Source organism: Blautia sp. MCC269, assembly GCF_018785655.1.
Lineage (GTDB): Bacteria > Bacillota > Clostridia > Lachnospirales > Lachnospiraceae > Blautia_A.
Map to the genome: position 1 here is coordinate 125,849 of NZ_WQQE01000025.1, position 19,606 is coordinate 145,454.

Here is a 19,606-nt window from a genome sequence, read left to right on the forward strand (position 1 = left end):
TTGGGGTTGCTGTCTGGTTTGTGGTTTTGTTGGACGGACGCTGGCAAGGCGTGTGCTGTCCGGCGCCGGGGCTTCGTCGGGGGCTGGCTTCTAAGCCGCTGAAAATCTGCTAAAACCGCTTCAAAAATTCCCGAACTCGTTTCGCTCAAACAGCGAGAATTTTTGAAGCAACGCAGATTTCCACCGACTAAGAATCAGCACCCCTCCTGCAGAGTCGTCGCCAGACAGCACACGCCTTGCCAGCTGGTGTTTCAAGCCGGGAAGTGCTGATGGCTGCCCGGGCAGTGAGGTTCAGAGTGTGAGGGTAGAGTGGCGGGGTGGGAGTTCGGTTTAGAATGTGAGGTTGAGTGGTTTCCCGGGAGTTGGATGAGCCGAGGCGCTTCGCTGTCGGTTTGAAATGAAGTGGGAAGGGTGAGGTGTTGTTGCCTGGTGTGGGGGTGTGGTGTATACTGTAGGAAAAATGGAAGGGAGTGTTTTTGTGGGTGTTTACAGGCGTAAGGCGCAGTATCATGAGACGGATCAGATGGGGATTATCCATCATTCCAATTATGTGAAATGGATGGAAGAGGCCCGGATCGATTTTATGAAGGAGATGGGTTTTGGTTATGGCGAGGTGGAGAATCGGGGGATCGTTTCTCCGGTTGCGGGGGTTTCGGTTTCTTATAAGAAGCCGGTGCTTTTTGATGATGTGGTGGAGATTTCGGTTTCAGTGAGGAAGTATAGTGGTGCGGTTCTGGAACTGGATTATGAGTTTTTTAATGTGACCAGGGGCGAGGTCTGTACTGTGGCTTCTTCGAAGCATTGTTTTACCAGGGATGGGAAGCTGGTTTCTCTGAAGAGGGAGATTCCGGAACTGGATGTTCTGTTTAGAGATTGTGCGAAGGGAGAGTAAGTTGGATGGAAGTTGTGGAGATGCTTGATAATCTGAAGGAAAAGGCCCGCAGGGACCCGGCGCTTCGGGAGGTTTTGCTGGCTACCCGTAAGGAGAAGGAGCCGCTGGCTGCCTTCTGTAAAAAGTGCCGGGAGCTTGGGGTTCCAGTTTATGAGATGGATCTGATTGCGGCGGGGGAAGAGTTTTATGCGGCTATGAAGCGGAGCACCAATGGTGGCGGGGAGAATTCTCCGATGCTTGAGGGTGAGGATGATTTTTATGAGCTGTTTTTTGCGGGGCTGGAGTAAAAAGTTATAATTTTGGCCCAGGGATTCGGTTAAAATTCCGCATCAATATATTTCTCCAGCACCGGGAACTGCACACCTCCGATTTTCAGCACCTGGTTGTGAAATTTTTTCAGGTCAAAATCCTGGCCCAGGCGGTTCTGCTCGGAGGTGCGTAGATCCAGTATGCTTAAGTAGCCCCAGTAGTATTTCAGATAATTCCCGGGGGTTTCCAGGATATACTGGTAGATCTCGGAGACAACGGTGCTGTCTTCGATTCCAAAGGCTTTCAGGAAGCTGGCTGCTTCGGCCTGGGTCCAGCCGTTGTAGTGGATCTCGATATCCAGAAGGGAGTACATACATAAGTTGATGCTGCGGTTCAGCCAGGAGATCCTGGCAAGTTCTGTGGCAGAAGGATCCTGAATATAATCGGCCGCGTACTGGTAGGCAAAGGGCTCAACATAGGTGGCCCATCCTTCCGCAAAACCGGAGGTGCAGAGGAGATTCCGGATTCCGGAGGGATTCTGGCGTTGGAAGGTGACAGTCTGGTAAAGGTGTCCTGGAAATCCTTCGTGTGCCAGTGTGGTAAAAAGCTCCAGTTCCTGGTAACTGGCAGCCGGATTTATGTAGATCACGTTAGGGGTTCCGGTATCCATGGGTGGTGTGAGATAAAAGGCAGGACTTAAGTAATCTTTCATGGAATCGTGGACTGTGCGGAGTTCAAAAGTGACATCTGCAAGGGCTGGAAAATCTGCCTGGATCTTCTGCTGAAGGGCGTTCAGCATCTGGGCGGGTTTCATTTTTTTGAAAGTGATTCCCTGGTTGAGTATAGTCAGAAGTTCCGGTTTTTTGCGGAGCATGGTTCCTGCGATGCCGATTTCGCTGGAAAGCTGTCTGGAGAGACGTTTTTCCATTTGTTTTACAGGAACGTAAGAACCGGTCTGGCTCTGGAGAAGATAGAGATAGTAGGCTTTTCCTCCCTTAAAATAAGTCAGGCCACGATTGTTTTTCCCTGTGCCACGCAAAGCTTCCAGCCCGGTCATAAGTTCCTGATAGGCAGGAATGACTTCTGTTTTCATGAGACTTTTGTGGGTCAGGATCAGAGCGTTCTGTTCTGAAACGGAAAGTTTTCCATAATCCGAGAGCTTTTTCTGAAAAATATCCAGCATATAATTGTTGTCCGGATTCTGGATAAAAGCGCTGCATTGTGCCAGAACCCGGTCCAGAGTAGTGTCGCTCATAAAGAAACCAGCTTCGGATTTCTTTTTCTCAAATTTCAGGATACTCTGAAAGTAAGGCCGGATGGTGGTGAGAAGGTTGAGATAATCGGTGATATCCTGAGCTTCATAAAAAGCGTATTCCGCCAGAAGTACCGGAAGCTGGGCCTGAATACCAAGACTTGGCCCAAGTGGTTCCTGGAGAAGATAATTGTCGCCCAGAGATTTTTCCGTATGATAATAGAGGAGCATGGAATCCAGAGTCAGCTGGTTTTCCGTGGAAAGGCGGCTGTAGCGAAAGGATTTCAGCTTTTCTTCGTACTGGCTGCAGATCTGATATGTATTTTTCATGTCGGTCGGGACGGTGCCAAGAGAGGCTTTTTTTCGTGGGATGCCCTGCTTTTCCGGATGTGCCAGGGTATAGTGAAGAGTAAGTGTGCTGCCGGAGACTTCATTTTGAAAAACTTTTCTGGAAAAGGCTTCAAATTTTCCATTTTCCGTGATCCCATGGGCGGAAAAATAGCCGGCAGTGAGGCCTGCAAACAGCGTCAGGACAAGCAGCAAAGTGATAAAAAGAGGAGATTTTTTTCCCCGGATCTTAAAAGGCATAGGAGATCCTTTCAGAAGGATGCTTTGTTCTATCATATTGGAAAATTACGGAATCTATGATATTATGTGAACGGAAATACAGAAAAAAAGCCGATAAATTATGGAGAAATAACATGAGCGATATCTATGATCTTGCAATTTTAGGCGGAGGTCCGGCAGGGATCACGGCAGCGATCTATGCGTCCAGGGCCAGATTAAATACTATATGGATCGACAAAAATTTCGCACCGGGCGGCCAGATCACAGCTACCTATGAGGTGGATAATTATCCGGGAATGCCGGGAATCTCAGGTATGGATCTGGGGGAAGCGTTCGGGGAGCATGCCCGGAAGCTGGGGCTGGAACCGCAGCGCGAGAAGATCCTTTCCCTGGAAAATATTTCCGGGGAGATCAAGACGATCCGCACAAAAAAACACGAATACCAGGCAAAAACGCTGATCCTTGCATTTGGAGCTGAGCACAGGAAACTGGATATTCCGGGAGAAGATGACCTTGGCGGCCTTGGAGTTTCCTATTGTGCTACCTGTGACGGAGCTTTTTATAAGGACAGGACTGCAGTGGTAGTGGGCGGCGGAAACGTGGCAGCAGAGGACGCGGTTTTTCTTTCCGGCCTCTGCGAAAAAGTATATCTTGTCCACCGCCGTGATGCGCTTCGGGCGGATAAGGCCATTCAGGAGAAGGTTTTTGCCTGCGAAAATATAGAAATGGTGTGGGACAGTGTTCCACTTGAGATTTTGGGCCAGGAAGAAGTGACAGGTCTTAAGATCCGCAATGTGAAAACAGAGGAAGAACGGGAACTGAAAGCAGACGGCGTTTTTATCGCAGTAGGCATTGTTCCCAGCACGGCACTTGTAAAAGACCAGCTTAAGCTGGATGAAAACGGATATATTTGTGCAGGAGAAGATGGTGTTACCAGCGCACCTGGGGTTTTTGCAGCGGGGGATATTCGTACCAAGGCACTTCGCCAGGTAGTAACTGCTGTTTCAGACGGAGCCAATGCAGTGGCTTCCGCACAGAAATATCTCTGGAGGACAGACAATGGCAACCATTAAGGAAATCGCGCAGAGAGCAGGTGTAAGCACAACAACTGTTTCCAACGTCATACATGGAAAAACAAAAAAAGTATCTCCTGCAAACATTGAGAAGATCGAGAATCTTATCCGGGAAATGGGATATGTCCAGAAAATGGGACTGAGAGTTCTCAATAAGGAGAAATCTCAGCTGATCGCAGTTGTGATCAATTATCATAAAGACTTCAAGGATTCTGTTATCGGAGATCCTTTTTACGGAAAGATCATTGGTTTTATTGAAAAATACGTGCAGGAACTTGGCTATTATCTGATGCTCTATTCTGCAAAGGATACGGACAAGATCTTTCAGATGGTTATGGGCTGGGATGTGGACGGCGTCATTGCCATCTCATTCAGCAAAAGCAACTGCGAAAAAATTTATCAGCTGATCAACAAGCCTATCGTTTCCATTGATGCCTACGGCGAGCTTGACGCAGGTCAGGAAAACCATGTCCTGAATATTGGACTGGACGACGAGAGCGGCGGTTACCTTATGACAAAATATCTCCTGGAATGCGGTTATGAGCATATCCAGGTCTGTGCAGGCCGTGACAATGGTGTGGATCATTTCCGTTACATGGGTGCCCAGCGTGCAGCGAAAGAATTTGCAGGGAAAAAGCAGAAGGTGCAGTTTACCGCTCTTGGAATGAACTACGCCAAACGAAAAGAAAGCTATGCGTGGCTGATTCAGCGGAAAAAACCGAAGACTGCCCTGTTTTTCCTGTCAGATCTTTATGCGCTGGAGGCGATCAGCTTTTTCAGCAGCCGTGGAGTGAAAATCCCGGAGGAGATTGGAATCGCAGGATACGATAATATCAGCTATGCGGAATTTTCCGTGCCAAGGCTGACCACGATCAGCCAGAATGTGGAGCAGAAAGCTTCCCTTGCGGTGGAGATCCTGATGGAGCGGATCAACGGTGTGGAGAAAGAGCGGGAGAATGAGATCGAGCTTCCGGTTACACTGATACCGCGGAAGTCGTTACAGCCGCAGGAAGAGGAAAAGTAAGGAATTACACAGTAAAAGTACAGAGAATCTGAAATATAAAGATGTCAAAAGCCGAAATATACGGGAACTGTCAGTATCTGACAGCCAGAGTATTTTCGGCTTTTTTTGGTAAAATTATCTATGTGAAACCTGCACAAAACCATAATTTCGAACTTGTCACAATAATAGGTTATGTACATAACCTATTTACACAACCTATCTTTGATGTTATAGTGTGAACATAAAGGTTAGGTACATAACCAAAGGGAAAGAGTACAGAAGGAGTGAATACCAGATGAAACAGATTCTGATCGCCACACATGGAAAAATGGCCTCCGGTATCCGTTACACAGCAGAACTGATCGTTGGAAAAATGGCCGAGATCACAACCATCGACGCTTACGTAACACCGGAAGACAATGTGGAGAAAAAGTTTGAAGAATATTTCGCACAGCATGAAAACGACAGGATTTTCGTTTTCACAGACCTGATGGGAGGAAGCGTAAACCAGAAACTTCTGGGATACAGCCAGAAAGAAAATGTTACGCTGATCACAGGAACCAACCTTCCTGTCCTGATGCAGGTGATGATGGCAGATGACGATGTAACAGAGGAAGAGATCCAGGAGTTCATCGATGACGCAAGGGAAGAACTTCAGGTGGTAGATCTGGGCGGGGAGAAAAAATCTCCGGCAAAAGAAAATGCTGCACCAGCTGCAGAGAAATCCGCACCGAAAAAAGCACCGGCCCCGCAGTCCTACGACAATTCCACAGCAAAGATCACCGCACTTCGTGTAGATGACCGTCTGATTCACGGACAGGTTGCCATGACCTGGACCAAACAGCTGGCAGTACAGGGAATTGTAGTAGCCAATGATGAGGCAGCCAACGACAATACCCAGAAGATGGCACTGAAAATGGCAGTACCGGGCGGAATCAAATCCCTGATCAAACCGGTGGATGAAGCCATCCGTATCTTAAATAATCCGAAAGCATCCAGGATGCGTATTCTGGTTCTTACAAGAACCGTAAAAGATGCCCTGAAAATAAGACAGAGCGTTGGCGAGATCGGATTCCTCAATGTAGGAAATACCGGACGTTTCGATGGAATCGATGTTTCCGAGAAACTTGTCCTGACACCGACCATCATGCTGACAAAAACAGAGCAGCAGGCGCTGAAAGACCTGGTTGCCCTTGACCCGAAGACCTGTATGCAGCAGGTACCGAATGATGAGCAGAAACTTGTGAAGGATGTGCTTGATAAATTAAACTGATGCATATAAAAAAGAATAAACGTAATAGTTATCGGAATGCAGATCGTGGAATGTGAATATCCACGGAATAAGTAAAACGTAACAAAAAAGGGAGGAAAGAAAAAATGTTAAACGCATTTCTTGTAGCACTTGCCGTATTCATTTGTGTCGGCGGTGCAGAGCTGATCGGATTTACCATGCTGAACCGTCCGATCGTCATCGGACCGCTGGTAGGTCTGTTTCTTGGAGATCTTCATACAGGAGTGATCATCGGAGCTTCACTGGAAGCCGTATTTATGGGAGTTGTAAACATCGGAGGTGCTTCCGCGGCAGAACCCGGAATCGCCACAGCCGTAGGAACTGCTTTTGCCATCATGCTGGGCAAAGGTTCTGAGGTAGCCCTGACACTGGCACTTCCAATTGGTATCCTTGGTCTTCAGATCAAGACCGTTCTCTACATCTTTATTGTAGGTATGTTTGCAAAAACTTTCGACCGTCTGGCAGCAGAGGGCAAGGAGAAACAGATTATCGCCCTTCATTACGGACTCTGGGCTGTAAACTGGTTTTTGTATTCCCTGTTCGCATTCTTCGGAATCCTGTTCGGATCTGACGCAGTCAGCGCACTTCTGGATGCGATCCCGGATGTTGTTATGAACGGCCTGACCGTCTGCGGTGGACTTCTTCCGGCAGTAGGTATGGCGATGCTGATGAAAATGCTCTGGGACAACAAGATCTGCATGTTCTACTTCCTGGGATTTGTCCTTGCAGCATACTTAAACCTTCCGCTGATCGCCCTTGCCGTGATCGGTGTGATCATTGCCATTTCCATTGGTATGAACGATTACAAGATGAATCAGCTTGCAGCACAGAGAGTAGCAGTTTCACCGGCCGGTAGCGCTGACGAATATCTTGACGAAGAAGAGGAGGAATTTTTCTCATGAGTAATTTAACGAAATCCATTCCTGCAGATGAAAGAAAAATGCTGAGAAAAGCGTTCTGGCGTTCCTTTACTCTGTATGCGGCAGTAAGCCCGGCAAAACAGGGAGCTTCCGGCTTCTGCTATTCCCTGATGCCTTTTATCAATAAATTTTACAAAAACGATGAGGAAGGCAAAAAAGCTGCCCTCACAAGAAGTATGTCTTACTTCAATACAACCATCACCTTATCTACATTCATCATGGGTCTTGTGGCATCCATGGAGAAGAAAAACAGCGAGCAGAAGGATTTTGATGCAAGCTCCATCAATGCGGTGAAATCTTCCCTGATGGGACCTCTGGCCGGTATCGGTGATTCCATTTTCTGGGGCGTTCTCCGTGTAATCGCAGCCGGAATCGCAGTAGGACTTGGTGCATCCGGAAACGTTCTGGCACCGATCGTGTTCCTGCTTCTTTTCAACATTCCGTCTATTCTTGTGAAATATTACGGAACATTCCTGGGCTACAAGCTTGGTTCCGAATACATCCAGAAGGTTTATGCAAGCGGTCTTATGAACATCCTGACAAAGGCTGCCAGCATTGTAGGTCTGATCATGGTCGGCGGTATGACTGCCAGCATGGTAACCTTTAACTCCACTTATGAACTCACGATGAAAGGTGAATCTGTTCTGAACCTCCAGAACATGCTGGATCAGATCTTTATCGGCATTGTTCCCCTTGGACTGACACTTCTGTGTTACTACCTGCTGAAAAAGAAAAATATCAGCATCACAGTTCTGATCATCGGTGTTATCATCCTGAGCATCCTTCTCTCTCTTCTCGGAATTGCATAAGCCTTAAAGATAAGGATAAAATCAGAACTGCAAAAAGGCGGGCCCGATCGGTCCGCCTATAAAAAAGCCAAAAATAACGAAGGAGACACAGAAAAATGAAAGATTGGTGGAAGAATTCCGTTGTATATCAGATTTATCCAAGAAGCTTTAAGGACTCCAACGGGGACGGCTTCGGCGATCTCAAGGGTATTATTGAAAAGCTCCCTTACCTTCAGAATCTTGGGATCGATGTGATCTGGCTTAGTCCTGTTTTTGACTCCCCACAGGACGACAACGGTTACGATATCAGTGATTACCGGAAGATCTACGCGGGCTTCGGAAGTAACGAGGACATGGATGAGCTGATCGGAAAAGCTCATGAGCATGGTATCAAGATCATTCTGGATCTTGTTGTCAACCATACTTCCGATGAGCATGCATGGTTTGTGGAAAGCCGGAAATCAAAAGACAGCAAATACAGTGATTATTATATCTGGAAGGATCCGAAAGCAGACGGCAGTGAGCCAAACAACTGGGGCTCCAGCTTCTGTGGAAGTGCCTGGGAATATGATGAAGAGCGCGGCCAGTATTACCTTCATTTTTACAGCAGAAAACAGCCGGATCTCAATTGGGAAAATGAAACCGTCCGTAAGGAAATCTATGATCTGATGAAATTCTGGATGGACAAAGGTGCTGACGGATGGCGCATGGATGTGATCGCATCTATCTCCAAGGATCAGTCCTTCCCGGATTACCCGAAAACGGATGGCCGCAAGTATTATACAGGAAAATATCACAGCAACGGACCAAGACTTCATGAGTTTATCCATGAGATGAACCGGGAGGTGCTTTCAAAATATGACTGTATGACGGTAGGTGAGGCGCCGGGCTCCACACCGGAGGTTGCAAGACTGTTTACAGATCCGGAGCGTGAGGAGCTGAATATGATCTTCACATTTGAGCATATGAACATCGACCGTATTCCGGGTTCTGTAAACCGCAAGTGGGAATTGAAGCCTTTTGATCTCCGTGATCTGAAACGTGTTATGAGTGAGTGGCAGAACAAGCTTTATAACAAGGGCTGGAATGCTCTGTATTTTGAAAATCATGACCAGCCACGTGTGATCTCCAGATGGGGAAATGACACTACTTACCGCGAGGAATGTGCAAAGGCTTATGCTACCGTTCTCCATGGTATGCAGGGAACTCCTTATGTATATCAGGGAGAGGAGATCGGTATGACAAACGTGCAGTTCCCGCTGGAGGAGTACGAGGATATCGAGGTTCGTAATGCATATCAGGATCTTGTCGTTAAGAACAAAACCATTTCTGAGGATGATTTCCGCAAGGCAGTATGGAACAAGAGTCGTGACAATGCCAGGGTTCCGATGCAGTGGGATGACAGCGAAAATGCAGGATTTACAACCGGCAAGCCATGGTTCCGCCTTTCTGACCGTTACCAGGAGATCAATGTAAAAAAAGCTCTGGAAAAAAATGATTCTGTGTTTTATTATTATAAAGATCTGATCCGCCTGCGTCATGGGGAAGAACTTCTTACAGAAGGCGACTATCAGCTTCTTCTTCCGGAAGACGAGAAGGTCTTCGCATACCTGCGAACTTCCGACAAAGAGCAGTGGATCGTGGTTGCAAACCTTTCTGAGGATACAGTAAGTACAGAAAGACTTGCAGGATATGTGTCCGATAAAACGGACATCAAAATCGCAAACTATAAAGACAGAACAGGAATCAAAGCGGACTTAAGACCGTACGAGGCGTTTATGATGAGGATCCGGTAATTCCTGTACGGGAGGATTTATGGAGAAATACATCATTGCAGTGGATATGGACGGAACGCTTCTGAACAGTGTCAATAAGATTTCCGAGAGAACAAGAAATGTTTTGCAGCGGCTGATCGATGACGGACATTATATAGTACCGGCAACAGGAAGAACCAGAGAACTGATCCCCCAGGAATTTTCCGTGCTTGAGGGAGTGAAATGGGGAATTGTGGAAAATGGCTGCGTTGTCTGGGACTACGATAAAAATGAGATGATCTGGCGGAAAACCATGCCAAAAGGAATGGTAAGCAAAATCCTGAAAGACGTGGAGAACAGTGGCGTAAAGGGCTGGATCGCAGAGGCATATGCAAACGGAATCGCCTATTCTGATGCAGATGCCAGGGATTATGTGGTATCTGTAGCGGATAAAGCTCTGCTGGAAAAAACTTTTGTAGATTATTTTCTCAGCAGACATGTATATGTTAAGGATTTTTATCATCAGAAAGATATTCTGGATCAGGCAGAGAAGATCAATATTTATTTTGATGATATGGAGACCAGCAGGGCACTTCGTGAGAAATGGAAGGATCTGGATGATGTGGCAGTGACTACTTCCATCAGCGGCAATGCGGAATTTAATGCAGCAGGCGTGGACAAGGGTGTGGGTCTTGCTATGCTTCGCACAAAGCTTGGTATTGACCGGATGCATGTGATCGCTTTCGGAGACAACGAGAACGATCTGGAAATGCTGGAGGGCGCAGGAATCGGTGTTGCCATGGGCAATTCCAAACAGTATGTAAAGGATGCAGCTAATGAGGTGACCGGAGATAACGATCATGATGGTGTGGCGGAATTTCTGGAGAGGTTTTTCGGGCTGTAAGCTGTGGTTGATCGTGATCGTTGATATAAGGGACAGGGAAATGTATTTTTCTCTGTCTTTTTTATTTGCATTTTTGGTGATATAAGGTATGATAAACGAAGAGGATGCGGGGATTGCTGGTTTTGACCGGTAGTTACCGGTGAAAATTATTTGAGGAGATCAGGAGGATATTTTTTAATGAAAAATCTGATACCAAAGCGTGTGATGGAGTATATCATTATCACATTTGCTGTTGTTCTGATGGATGTGGGGATTTATGTGTTTAAGTTTCCGAATAATTTTTCCTTTGGTGGTGTTTCGGGTATGGCGGTTGTATTTTCGCATTTTATTCCGATGACGTCTGCTCAGATCAACCTGGTGATTAATCTTATTTTGCTGGTGATTGGGTTTATTATTCTTGGACGGGATTTTGGAGTGAAGACGGCTTATGTTACGGTTGTTTCTTCTTTGCTTCTGAATGTGTTTGAGAAGGTTTTTCCAATGGAGAAGGCTCTGACCGGGAATATTATTCTGGAGCTTTGTTTTGCGATTATTCTGCCGGCTCTGGCTGCGGCGCTTTTGTTTTTTGAGAATGCTTCGGGTGGTGGTACGGATATTGTGGCGATGATTATCAAGAAGTATTCGACTATGAATATTTCGGGTGCACTGTTTTTGGTGGATTGTGCGATTGTTATTGTTTCGTTTATGGTGTTTGATCTTACTACGGGGCTTTGTTCTGTGCTGGGGCTTATGGCTAAGACGTTATTGATTGATAAGTCGATTGAGAGGATGAAGCTGAATAAGTATTTTACGATTATTTCCAGTAAGCCGGATGAGATTTGTGAGTTTATTATGAATGAGCTGAACCGGAGTGCTACGGTTTATCATGGGGAGGGCGTTTATACCCATAAGGATAAGAAGATTATTCTGACAGTTGTTGATGTGGGGCAGGCGGTGTTGCTGCAGAGGTTTATTGATGAGGTGGATCCTCATGCGTTTTTGATGGTTACTAAGAGTAGTGAGGTTGTTGGTAAAGGGTTTATGAGCTATATCTGATTATATTTTTATATTTGATTGACGGAAGTTGGGAGAGTGTTCCTTGTGGCCTGGGTATGGGCTGCAGGGGATGCTCTTTTTTGTACGGAGTGGGGTGTTGGCGTTGCGTTGGATGGCGGATTTAGTGTGTGAAGGTTTTGTGAAAGGGTTTGACAGGTGTAAGTTTTTATGGTAGGATACACACTTGTGTAACAAATTTAACAAAATTGTAACAAATGAACGAGTGATGAGCGTGGCGAAATGGATTGTGTATGTCTGACTGAATGAGTGTACGTGTTGCTGCGTGGTTTTCTGAGAGGAGTTTTTATTTTTATGTTTTATAAGAAATTTGCTGCTGTTGTTCTGAGTGCTATTCTTGTGGGGGCGGTTCCATGTTCTGTTCTGGGTGCTTCGGATGTCAGTTCTGTGACAGATGGTGCGGTGGAGGAGCTTTCTATTGAGGATGATTTCTCAGATGGGGTGGATTCTATTTCTGCTTTGGCTAGTGCTCTGGCGGATAAGACGGTTTCTGAGGTGCAGGATTATCAGGAGGCGAAGGCTGAGGCTGAGGTGATTGCACAGGAGAGGCTTGAGGCGGAGGCGGCTGCTGAGGCTGCGCGTAAAGCGGAAGAGGAGCGTAAGGCTGCTGAGGAGGCTGCGCGTAAGGCTGAGGAAGAGCGGTTGGCGAAGCGGCAGGAGATTGTGGATTTTGCATTGCAGTTTGTGGGAAATCCTTATGTTTATGGGGGGACGAGTCTGACTAATGGGGCGGATTGTTCAGGGTTTGTAATGTCTGTGTTTGCACAGTTTGGGTATGAATTGCCTCGTGTTGCGGCGGCTCAGTGTGCGGCTTCCGAGAAGAAGGATGTTTCCAATATTGAAGTTGGTGATCTGGTTTTTTATGGTGATGGTGGGATTGACCATGTGGCTCTTTATATTGGTGATGGCAAGATCGTTCACGCCAGTACAGCAGCTACGGGTATCAAGGTTTCCGACTATAATTACCGGGCTCCGGCTGCAGTTGGTACGTTTGTGGAATAGAGAATAAGTGACAGATAAGAAAAAACTTCGGTTTTGCCTGTGTTGAGACGGGTGGAACCGAAGTCTTTTTTCTGTGGATTATACTATGCTTTTTTCAGGGTTTTCCGGTAAACTGTGACGGATACTATGGCAGTAAACACCTCTGTGATCCAGAAGGCGTTCCATACGCCTGTGGGGCCCAGGAAGCGGGATAAAAGCCAGGCTACTGGCATGATAACGATGACGTAGCGGAAAAGGGAGATCACGAGGGATTGTGTGCCTTTTCCCAGGCCTTCCATGGCACCGGAGGTGGTAACAGAGACTGCGGAAACAAGGAAACCTGCGCTGATGATCCTGAGAGCTTTGGAACCCGCTGTTATGGTTTCCGGGGTGTTGGTGAAAAGGTTCATAAGCTGTGTGGAGGCCAGGAGACAGATGATGGTTCCAAGAAGCATGATCACACAGCTGGATTCCAGTGTCAGCCGGAAAATTTTTTTCACACGTTTCATTTCCCGGGCACCGAAGTTGTAGCCGATCAGCGGACGCATTCCCTGAATGATACCATTGGCCGGAAGATACAGGAAGGTCTGTAGTTTATAATAAATGCCAAGAATTACCACGTAACTGTCTGAATAGGCGGCCAGTACAGAATTTAGAAAGGAGATCAGGAACGATGGCAGTGCCAGGTTCAGGATTGCGGGAACACCGATGGCATACAGGCTGAGATCCGTTTCTTTGCTTGCTTTCAGAGCTTTTGGCGTTACGCGTACCGGAATAGGCTTCAGAATATAAAAGGCCATATATACCACAATGGTGAGCACCTGACCGATGCCTGTGGCCAGAGCCGCACCCTGGATTCCCATTTTCGGGAAAAATCCGATTCCCCAGATCAGGAACGGGTCCAGGATGATGTTACTGATACATCCCACCAGCAGGGCGATCATAGACACTTTCATTCTTCCCACAGCCTGGAAAAGTTTTTCAAAGAAAAGGCTGATGGTAATTACTGTGGAAAACAGGAAAACGATGGTGGAATATTCCAGTCCCATCCGGATTACGGTTTCATCCTGCGTGTACATCCGAAGAAACGCGGGCATAACGGCAATGCTGATTACAGTCATCAGAAAACCGTGGATTATAGACAGGAGAAAACCGTGGGTTGCGGCTGTGTCTGCCATTTTTTTGTCTCCTGCACCAAGGTGGTAGGAGACTCTAGCGTTGATTCCGATTCCAAAGCCGATGGCAACGGCGTTGATCATGTTCTGAACCGGATAGACCAGGGAAAGGGCAGCCATGGCCTGTTCACTGATCTGCGCTACAAAGAAACTGTCCACAATGTTGTACAGCGAGTTTACAAGCATGGAAAAGACCATAGGCAGAGCCATGGATGCCAGCAGCGGACCTACAGGTTTTTCCTTCATAAATGTGTCGTTCATGAAAAATCCTCCTTTATATCAGAATCGTATGGATATCAGGTGTGGGAAACAGAGCGTGCTTTTTTACACAATAAAAGCCACACAACCTGTCCCTTCTGAATGGGGCAGATTGTGTGGCGAAAAAAGTCGGAACTGAAAAATCCACACGTTGTTTTAGTGCCTTCACCTTAACAAAAAATGAGCTGGATGTCAATAGGCATACGGTTTAAGAATATCTGCCTGACTGCGGGCAATTGCGGGCATAATCGGGCTGAAAAATACCATTCTGGCAATATGCACAAAACCTGTCGAATCATGGTGGATAAGTGAAAAACTTTCCAAAAAGTTTTCCACATGACAAAAATCCGCAAATCCGCTAATAATCAAGTTATACACAAAATTATCCACATTATCCACAAGGATAACAATGTGGATGACCTGATTTACATAAATAAAATGAAACGTATGTTTTGTGTAAAATGATAAATCTGTAAAAAACGTTAAAAATATTTTTAAAACTATTGACATTTTTAAATTCTAAATATCATAGAATATTTTACAAAAAAGACATAATTCAAAAGAATAAAAATGAATAATCAGAAAACAATAAATAAATTCTTGTAAAACTAATCTATTCAAAAGGAACACTATCAGATGTATGGAAATGTGAGCAAAAAAAGAACAGTGCCCGGATAAAACGGGCACTGTAACGTGTTGAAAAGTCATTTTCAGGTGTGGATAAGTGTGGATAAATCTGCTTATCCTCCCTGTTTCATACGTTTGATCACCTTCAGACGGGTAAACTCTTCACGCTCTTTTTCTTCCAGGGCATTGGTAATATCCCTGGTGAGAGTTTCATATCTGGGGATGGTGATGTTTTTCAGGGCGTTGGCACGCTTCTGTGTTTTTTTGATGTTGGTGGCAAGACGGATGGCTGCGTTTTCGATCATGGAGAGCTGAATGGACAGCTCTTTTACACGCTCGAAGGCTGCCTTGGCCTCGTCCAGAGACAGCTTGGTGCTGTAGTAGGCGTAGGTCGGTGTATTGCCGGCTTTTTTATCGTATTCCACAAGCGGGATCTCGGTTCCCATGACACTCCTGGTTTTGATCCGGATGGAATTTTCCACAGGAACGGTATGGGAGATCTGATCTACAAAAGCGATTCCGATCTCCATGTTTGCTTTCTGCAAAGCAGCGTAGGCGGTGCGGAAAGTCTCATCAATCTGGGCCTGGATATCCTTTGCCTGGTCGATCAGCTCCATCATTTCACGGATCAGGATATTACGCTTTTTGTCCATAAGCTCATAGCCCTGTCTGGAAAGAGCCAGAGAATTTTTTGCAAGTATGAGATTTCCTTTGGTGGGAAAGGTATTCGGATCCATAAAATCACCTCACTAACGGACGGTTTCCCTGTAATACTGATCCAGAACTTTGGTATCGATACGGTCAAGCTCTTCTCTTGGAAGAAGTCCCAGAAGATCCCAGCCTTTATCCAGAGTTTCGATGATGCTTCGGTTTTCGGTTTCAGACTGTCCGACAAACTCTGCCTCGAAAGCTTTTCCGAATACAAGGTACTGTTTATCCAGCGGAGAAAGTTCGTCTTCGCCGATAACCGATGCCAGGGCTCTTGCGTCGCCTACTTTTGCGTAGCAGGAGAAGAGCTGGTTGGCAACATCCTGATGGTCGGCACGTGTGAAGCCTTCACCGATACCGTCCTTCATCAGACGGGACAGGGACGGCAGAACGTTGATCGGTGGGTAGATCGCCTGTCCATGAAGCTGACGGTCCAGTACGATCTGGCCCTCGGTGATATATCCGGTAAGGTCAGGAATCGGGTGGGTGATGTCGTCGTTTGGCATGGTCAGGATCGGGATCTGGGTTACAGAACCGGTGCCGCCACGGACGATTCCCGCACGTTCGTAAAGGGTTGCAAGCTCGCTGTACAGATATCCCGGATAACCTTTTCGGGAAGGAATCTCACCTTTTGAGGAGGAAACCTCTCGCATAGCCTCGCAGAAGGAGGTGATGTCAGTCAGGATAACCAGGATGTGCATGCCTTTTTCAAAAGCAAGATACTCAGCGGCTGTGAGGGCGATCTTCGGTGTCAGAAGACGCTCTACAACCGGATCGTTGGCAAGGTTCAGAAACATTACAACGTGGTCGGATGCACCGCTTTCCTCGAAGGTTCTGCGGAAGAATTCAGCTACGTCGTATTTAACACCCATTGCCGCAAAAACAATGGCGAATTTCTCATCGGAGTCTGCGCCAAGGGAAGCCTGCTGAACGATCTGTGCAGCCAGCTTGTCGTGTGGAAGACCGTTTCCGGAAAAGATCGGCAGCTTCTGGCCGCGGATCAGGGTGGTCAGTCCGTCAATGGCGGAGATACCGGTATTGATATAGTTTCGTGGATATTCACGGGTTACCGGGTTCAGAGGAAGTCCGTTGATGTTCAGGCTGACTTCCGGTGTGATCTCGCCAAGACCGTCAATAGGCTGGCCGATACCGTTAAAGGTACGCCCCAGGATCTCCGGGGAAAGCCCGATCTCCATAGGATGTCCGGTAAGACGTGTGTGTGTATTGCCGAGGGACATATTATCAGTTCCCTCAAAAACCTGGATAACGGCTTTGTCCTCATAGATTTCCACAATACGGCCGATTTTCTGGGTGCCGTCTTCCATGTGGAATTCCACAATCTCCTCGTAAGATGCGTTTTTGACACCCTCAAGGACAACAAGAGGGCCGTTTATTTCACTCAGGCCAAGATATTCGATTGCCATAAACTGATCCCTCCTTTAACCGTTTCTTTCCAGTACGTTGTCGTAGAAGCGGTCGATATCTTTATGATATTCATCAAAACGCTCCAGTTCTTTGTTTGGAACTTCGTATTTGATGGCGATGATACGTTCAAAGATCTTATCCTCTTTCAGTACGGAAACCGGCATGCCACGGTTTACAAGAGCACGGCATTTCTCGTAGAGATAGAGGATGGTTTCCATCATCAGGAACTGTTTTTCCATAGGAACGCTGGTGTCTTCCTGATGGAAAGCGTTCTGCTGCAGGAAACCCAGACGGATGACTCTGGCGATCTCCAGCGTCAGTTTCTGGTCATCCGGAAGAACGTCGCTTCCGATCAGTTTGACGATTTCCATAAGAGAACTTTCCTGATTGAGGATTGCCATGATCTGGTTTCTGTCGTAGACGAATTTTGGGGAAACATGCTCTCTGTACCAGGGAGTCAGGTCCTCCAGATATTCGCTGTAACTGGTCAGCCACTGGATAGCAGGGAAATGGCGGGCATAAGCAAGGGCCTTGTCCAGTCCCCAGAAGCAGCGGACAAATCGTTTCGTATTCTGTGTAACAGGCTCGGAGAAGTCGCCGCCCTGAGGGGAAACCGCACCGATAATGGAGACGGAACCTTCTGTTCCGTTCAGGTTCTGCATCATTCCCGCACGCTCATAGAATGCGGAAAGTTTGCTTGCCAGATATGCAGGGAAACCTTCCTCTGCTGGCATCTCCTCCAGACGTCCGGAAAGCTCTCGGAGAGCCTCGGCCCATCGGGATGTGGAGTCTGCCATGATCGCTACGTCGTAACCCATATCACGGTAATATTCTGCAAGGGTAACGCCGGTGTAGATGGAAGCCTCACGGGCTGCAACCGGCATGTTGGAAGTGTTGGCGATCAGGGTGGTTCTGTCCATCATCAGGTTTCCGGATTTCGGGTCGATCAGTTTGCTGAAATCCTCAAGAACCTGTGTCATCTCGTTTCCACGCTCACCACAGCCGATGTAGATGATGATATCTGCGTCAGACCACTTGGCGATCTGGTGCTGGGTCATGGTTTTTCCGGTTCCGAATCCTCCCGGAACAGCAGCAGTGCCGCCCTTGGCAATCGGGAAAAGAGTATCCAGGATACGCTGGCCGGTAAGAAGCGGAACGCTTGCCGGGAAACGTTTGTAGGTCGGTCTCGGCACACGGATCGGCCATTTCTGTGCAAGTGCCAGTTCTTTTTCAGTTCCGTCATCAAGACGAACGGTAACGATGGGTTCCAGAACCGTATAAGCTCCGTCAGGAACGGCATGGATAACGGTTCCGTGTGTGATCGTCGGCGGAACCATGGACTTGTGAAGGATAGAAGCGGTTTCCTGTGTCTCGGCGATAACCGTACCTGCGCCGATGACATCGCCTTCTTTTACTGTAATGTGTGTTTCCCATTTTTTTTCGGTGTCAAGAGAGTCAACGCTGACACCACGGGAAATATATTTTCCAGAGGCCTGTGCAATCTCTGCCAGAGGTCTCTGGATACCATCAAAAATATTGTGGATGATTCCCGGACCAAGGAGAACGGAAATGGCGTCTCCTGTTCCGATCACGGTTTCTCCGGGTTTCAGTCCGGTAGTTTCCTCAAAAACCTGTACGGTGGTCATATGTTTCTTAAGACCGATGACTTCGCCTACCAGTTTTTCAGGGCCTACATAGACCATCTCGGAGATCTTGAATCCGGTGTCGCCCTTTAAGTAGATAACAGGACCGTTAACACCGTAGATAATACCTGTTTTACTCATGTGCTGGACCTCCGTCAAATTTGAATTCTCTGTAAGCTGCCTGGTAACCTTCCTCAAAGGAATTGTCTATGAGGATGTTTTTTTCAGGGATGATCGCCTTGATTCCGCCGATAAAGGACTCGTCGGAAAGCTTCAGCGGAAAGCCGGTTTTTACAGTGAGAGATTTCAGACGAGGTTCATCTTCTTTTGAAAGATAGATCTGGATCTCATCGTGTTCCGCGAAGCAGACAGCTTCTTCAATTTTTGTACAAAGATATTCTTCATAACGGGAAGATTCCATGAATTTCAGGATCTGTTCCCGGACTTCTGCAAAAAGTTTTTCTTTTAAGCGGCTCTGTCTGGCAGTCCAGTCACGCCGGATGTGAAGCTGCTCTGCGGAAAGTGCCTTGTTGATCTCACGCTTTGCGTTTGCGATCTCGGCTTTACGGGAGCTGGCGGCGTTTTCCAGAGACATTTTTTTATGTTCCTCCAGTGCGGTATCCAGGGAGTCTTTGTGCGCCTGGACATCTTTTTCCGCCTGACGGCGGGCTTCTTCCACGGAGGTGTCATAGAAGTGTGTAAGCTTCTCTTCGATTGTCATAATATCACCTGCCTATAATTTTAATCCGATGGCCTCATTTACATAAGAAGTAATGAAATCAGGCCTGCGGCCGGTACCATGTCTGTCAGGAATTTCAATGATGAGAGGTGTTTTGTGATGAAGTTTGACATCATCGATGATCTCAGGAAACTCCCGGCCGAATTTCTCGGTCAGGAGTATGATTCCGATCTCTTTGTCTGCGATGGCGCGTTCCAGGGCTTCTTTCAACTCGTCGTGTTCATGGACGATCACACCTTCTACACCGGCCAGTCTCATTCCTGTCAGAGTATCAATATTGTCACTGATCAGATACATTTTCATA

General features: G+C 47.0%; 19 protein-coding genes. 11 read left to right on the forward strand and 8 right to left on the reverse strand.

Annotation, left to right across the window (positions count from 1 at the left end; genetic code table 11):
* The first annotated feature begins 478 nt into the window (after window positions 1–478).
* A complete protein-coding gene (locus GPK88_RS09260) occupies window positions 479–892 on the forward strand; it encodes an acyl-CoA thioesterase (RefSeq protein WP_294413156.1) in 414 nt (137 codons plus the stop codon).
* Window positions 893–897: 5 nt separating this feature from the next.
* Window positions 898–1,179 (forward strand): hypothetical protein, encoded by a 282-nt coding sequence (locus GPK88_RS09265; protein ID WP_021976992.1) that lies wholly within the window; start codon window positions 898–900, stop codon window positions 1,177–1,179.
* Window positions 1,180–1,208: 29 nt separating this feature from the next.
* On the opposite strand, the gene GPK88_RS09270 is transcribed toward GPK88_RS09265, so the two are convergent.
* Entirely contained in the window at window positions 1,209–3,017 is a 1,809-nt protein-coding gene (locus GPK88_RS09270; protein ID WP_252197729.1) for a DUF885 domain-containing protein, read from the reverse strand.
* Window positions 3,018–3,094: 77 nt separating this feature from the next.
* Between GPK88_RS09270 and trxB the strand changes: the two genes are divergently transcribed.
* The 9 genes from trxB to GPK88_RS09315 all read left to right on the forward strand — a co-directional run bounded on the left by trxB (window position 3,095) and on the right by GPK88_RS09315 (window position 12,748).
* On the forward strand, window positions 3,095–4,033 hold the full coding sequence (trxB, locus tag GPK88_RS09275) for a thioredoxin-disulfide reductase (protein ID WP_173762224.1): 939 nt from the start codon (window positions 3,095–3,097) through the stop codon (window positions 4,031–4,033).
* Entirely contained in the window at window positions 4,020–5,057 is a 1,038-nt protein-coding gene (locus GPK88_RS09280; protein WP_148446224.1) for a LacI family DNA-binding transcriptional regulator, read from the forward strand. Before trxB ends, GPK88_RS09280 begins: the two co-directional genes overlap by 14 nt.
* A 274-nt stretch (window positions 5,058–5,331) precedes the next feature.
* Window positions 5,332–6,309, forward strand: a complete 978-nt coding sequence (locus GPK88_RS09285; RefSeq protein WP_215707721.1) for a PTS sugar transporter subunit IIAB — start codon at window positions 5,332–5,334, stop codon at window positions 6,307–6,309.
* Window positions 6,310–6,413: 104 nt separating this feature from the next.
* Window positions 6,414–7,229 carry a PTS mannose/fructose/sorbose/N-acetylgalactosamine transporter subunit IIC gene (locus tag GPK88_RS09290; RefSeq protein WP_173775521.1) on the forward strand — a complete coding sequence of 272 codons (816 nt, stop codon included), beginning with the start codon at window positions 6,414–6,416 and terminating at the stop codon, window positions 7,227–7,229.
* Window positions 7,226–8,056, forward strand: coding sequence for a PTS system mannose/fructose/sorbose family transporter subunit IID (locus GPK88_RS09295; protein ID WP_021651182.1), 831 nt, complete (start codon window positions 7,226–7,228; stop codon window positions 8,054–8,056). The genes GPK88_RS09290 and GPK88_RS09295 overlap by 4 nt, the downstream gene beginning before the upstream one ends.
* 95 nt (window positions 8,057–8,151) lie before the next feature.
* Entirely contained in the window at window positions 8,152–9,831 is a 1,680-nt protein-coding gene (locus tag GPK88_RS09300; RefSeq protein WP_215707722.1) for a glycoside hydrolase family 13 protein, read from the forward strand.
* 19 nt (window positions 9,832–9,850) lie between these two features.
* Window positions 9,851–10,693 carry a Cof-type HAD-IIB family hydrolase gene (locus GPK88_RS09305; RefSeq protein ID WP_215707723.1) on the forward strand — a complete coding sequence of 281 codons (843 nt, stop codon included), beginning with the start codon at window positions 9,851–9,853 and terminating at the stop codon, window positions 10,691–10,693.
* 177 nt (window positions 10,694–10,870) lie between these two features.
* Entirely contained in the window at window positions 10,871–11,728 is an 858-nt protein-coding gene (locus GPK88_RS09310; RefSeq protein WP_215707724.1) for a YitT family protein, read from the forward strand.
* Between the two features lie 312 nt (window positions 11,729–12,040).
* A complete protein-coding gene (locus tag GPK88_RS09315) occupies window positions 12,041–12,748 on the forward strand; it encodes a C40 family peptidase (RefSeq protein ID WP_215707725.1) in 708 nt (235 codons plus the stop codon).
* A gap of 83 nt (window positions 12,749–12,831) precedes the next feature.
* Here GPK88_RS09315 and GPK88_RS09320 read toward each other — a convergent pair whose 3' ends face one another.
* The 7 genes from GPK88_RS09320 to GPK88_RS09350 form a co-directional block, all read right to left on the reverse strand.
* Complete coding sequence (locus GPK88_RS09320; RefSeq protein ID WP_215707726.1) at window positions 12,832–14,163, reverse strand: MATE family efflux transporter; 1,332 nt, start codon at window positions 14,161–14,163, stop codon at window positions 12,832–12,834.
* A gap of 189 nt (window positions 14,164–14,352) precedes the next feature.
* Window positions 14,353–14,670: a hypothetical protein gene (locus GPK88_RS09325; protein ID WP_215707727.1), complete on the reverse strand. Its 318-nt coding sequence runs from the start codon at window positions 14,668–14,670 to the stop codon at window positions 14,353–14,355.
* Between the two features lie 230 nt (window positions 14,671–14,900).
* Window positions 14,901–15,524, reverse strand: a complete 624-nt coding sequence (locus GPK88_RS09330) for a V-type ATP synthase subunit D (RefSeq protein ID WP_173762233.1) — start codon at window positions 15,522–15,524, stop codon at window positions 14,901–14,903.
* 12 nt (window positions 15,525–15,536) lie between these two features.
* The gene (locus GPK88_RS09335) at window positions 15,537–16,919 is read right to left on the reverse strand and encodes a V-type ATP synthase subunit B (protein ID WP_215707728.1); all 1,383 of its coding nucleotides are present in this window, start codon (window positions 16,917–16,919) and stop codon (window positions 15,537–15,539) included.
* A gap of 15 nt (window positions 16,920–16,934) precedes the next feature.
* A complete protein-coding gene (locus GPK88_RS09340; RefSeq protein WP_173762234.1) occupies window positions 16,935–18,704 on the reverse strand; it encodes a V-type ATP synthase subunit A in 1,770 nt (589 codons plus the stop codon).
* Window positions 18,697–19,284, reverse strand: coding sequence for a V-type ATP synthase subunit E (locus tag GPK88_RS09345; RefSeq protein WP_173762236.1), 588 nt, complete (start codon window positions 19,282–19,284; stop codon window positions 18,697–18,699). Before GPK88_RS09345 ends, GPK88_RS09340 begins: the two co-directional genes overlap by 8 nt.
* A gap of 12 nt (window positions 19,285–19,296) precedes the next feature.
* Complete coding sequence (locus tag GPK88_RS09350; RefSeq protein ID WP_148446205.1) at window positions 19,297–19,605, reverse strand: V-type ATP synthase subunit F; 309 nt, start codon at window positions 19,603–19,605, stop codon at window positions 19,297–19,299.
* Window position 19,606 lies beyond the last annotated feature (1 nt).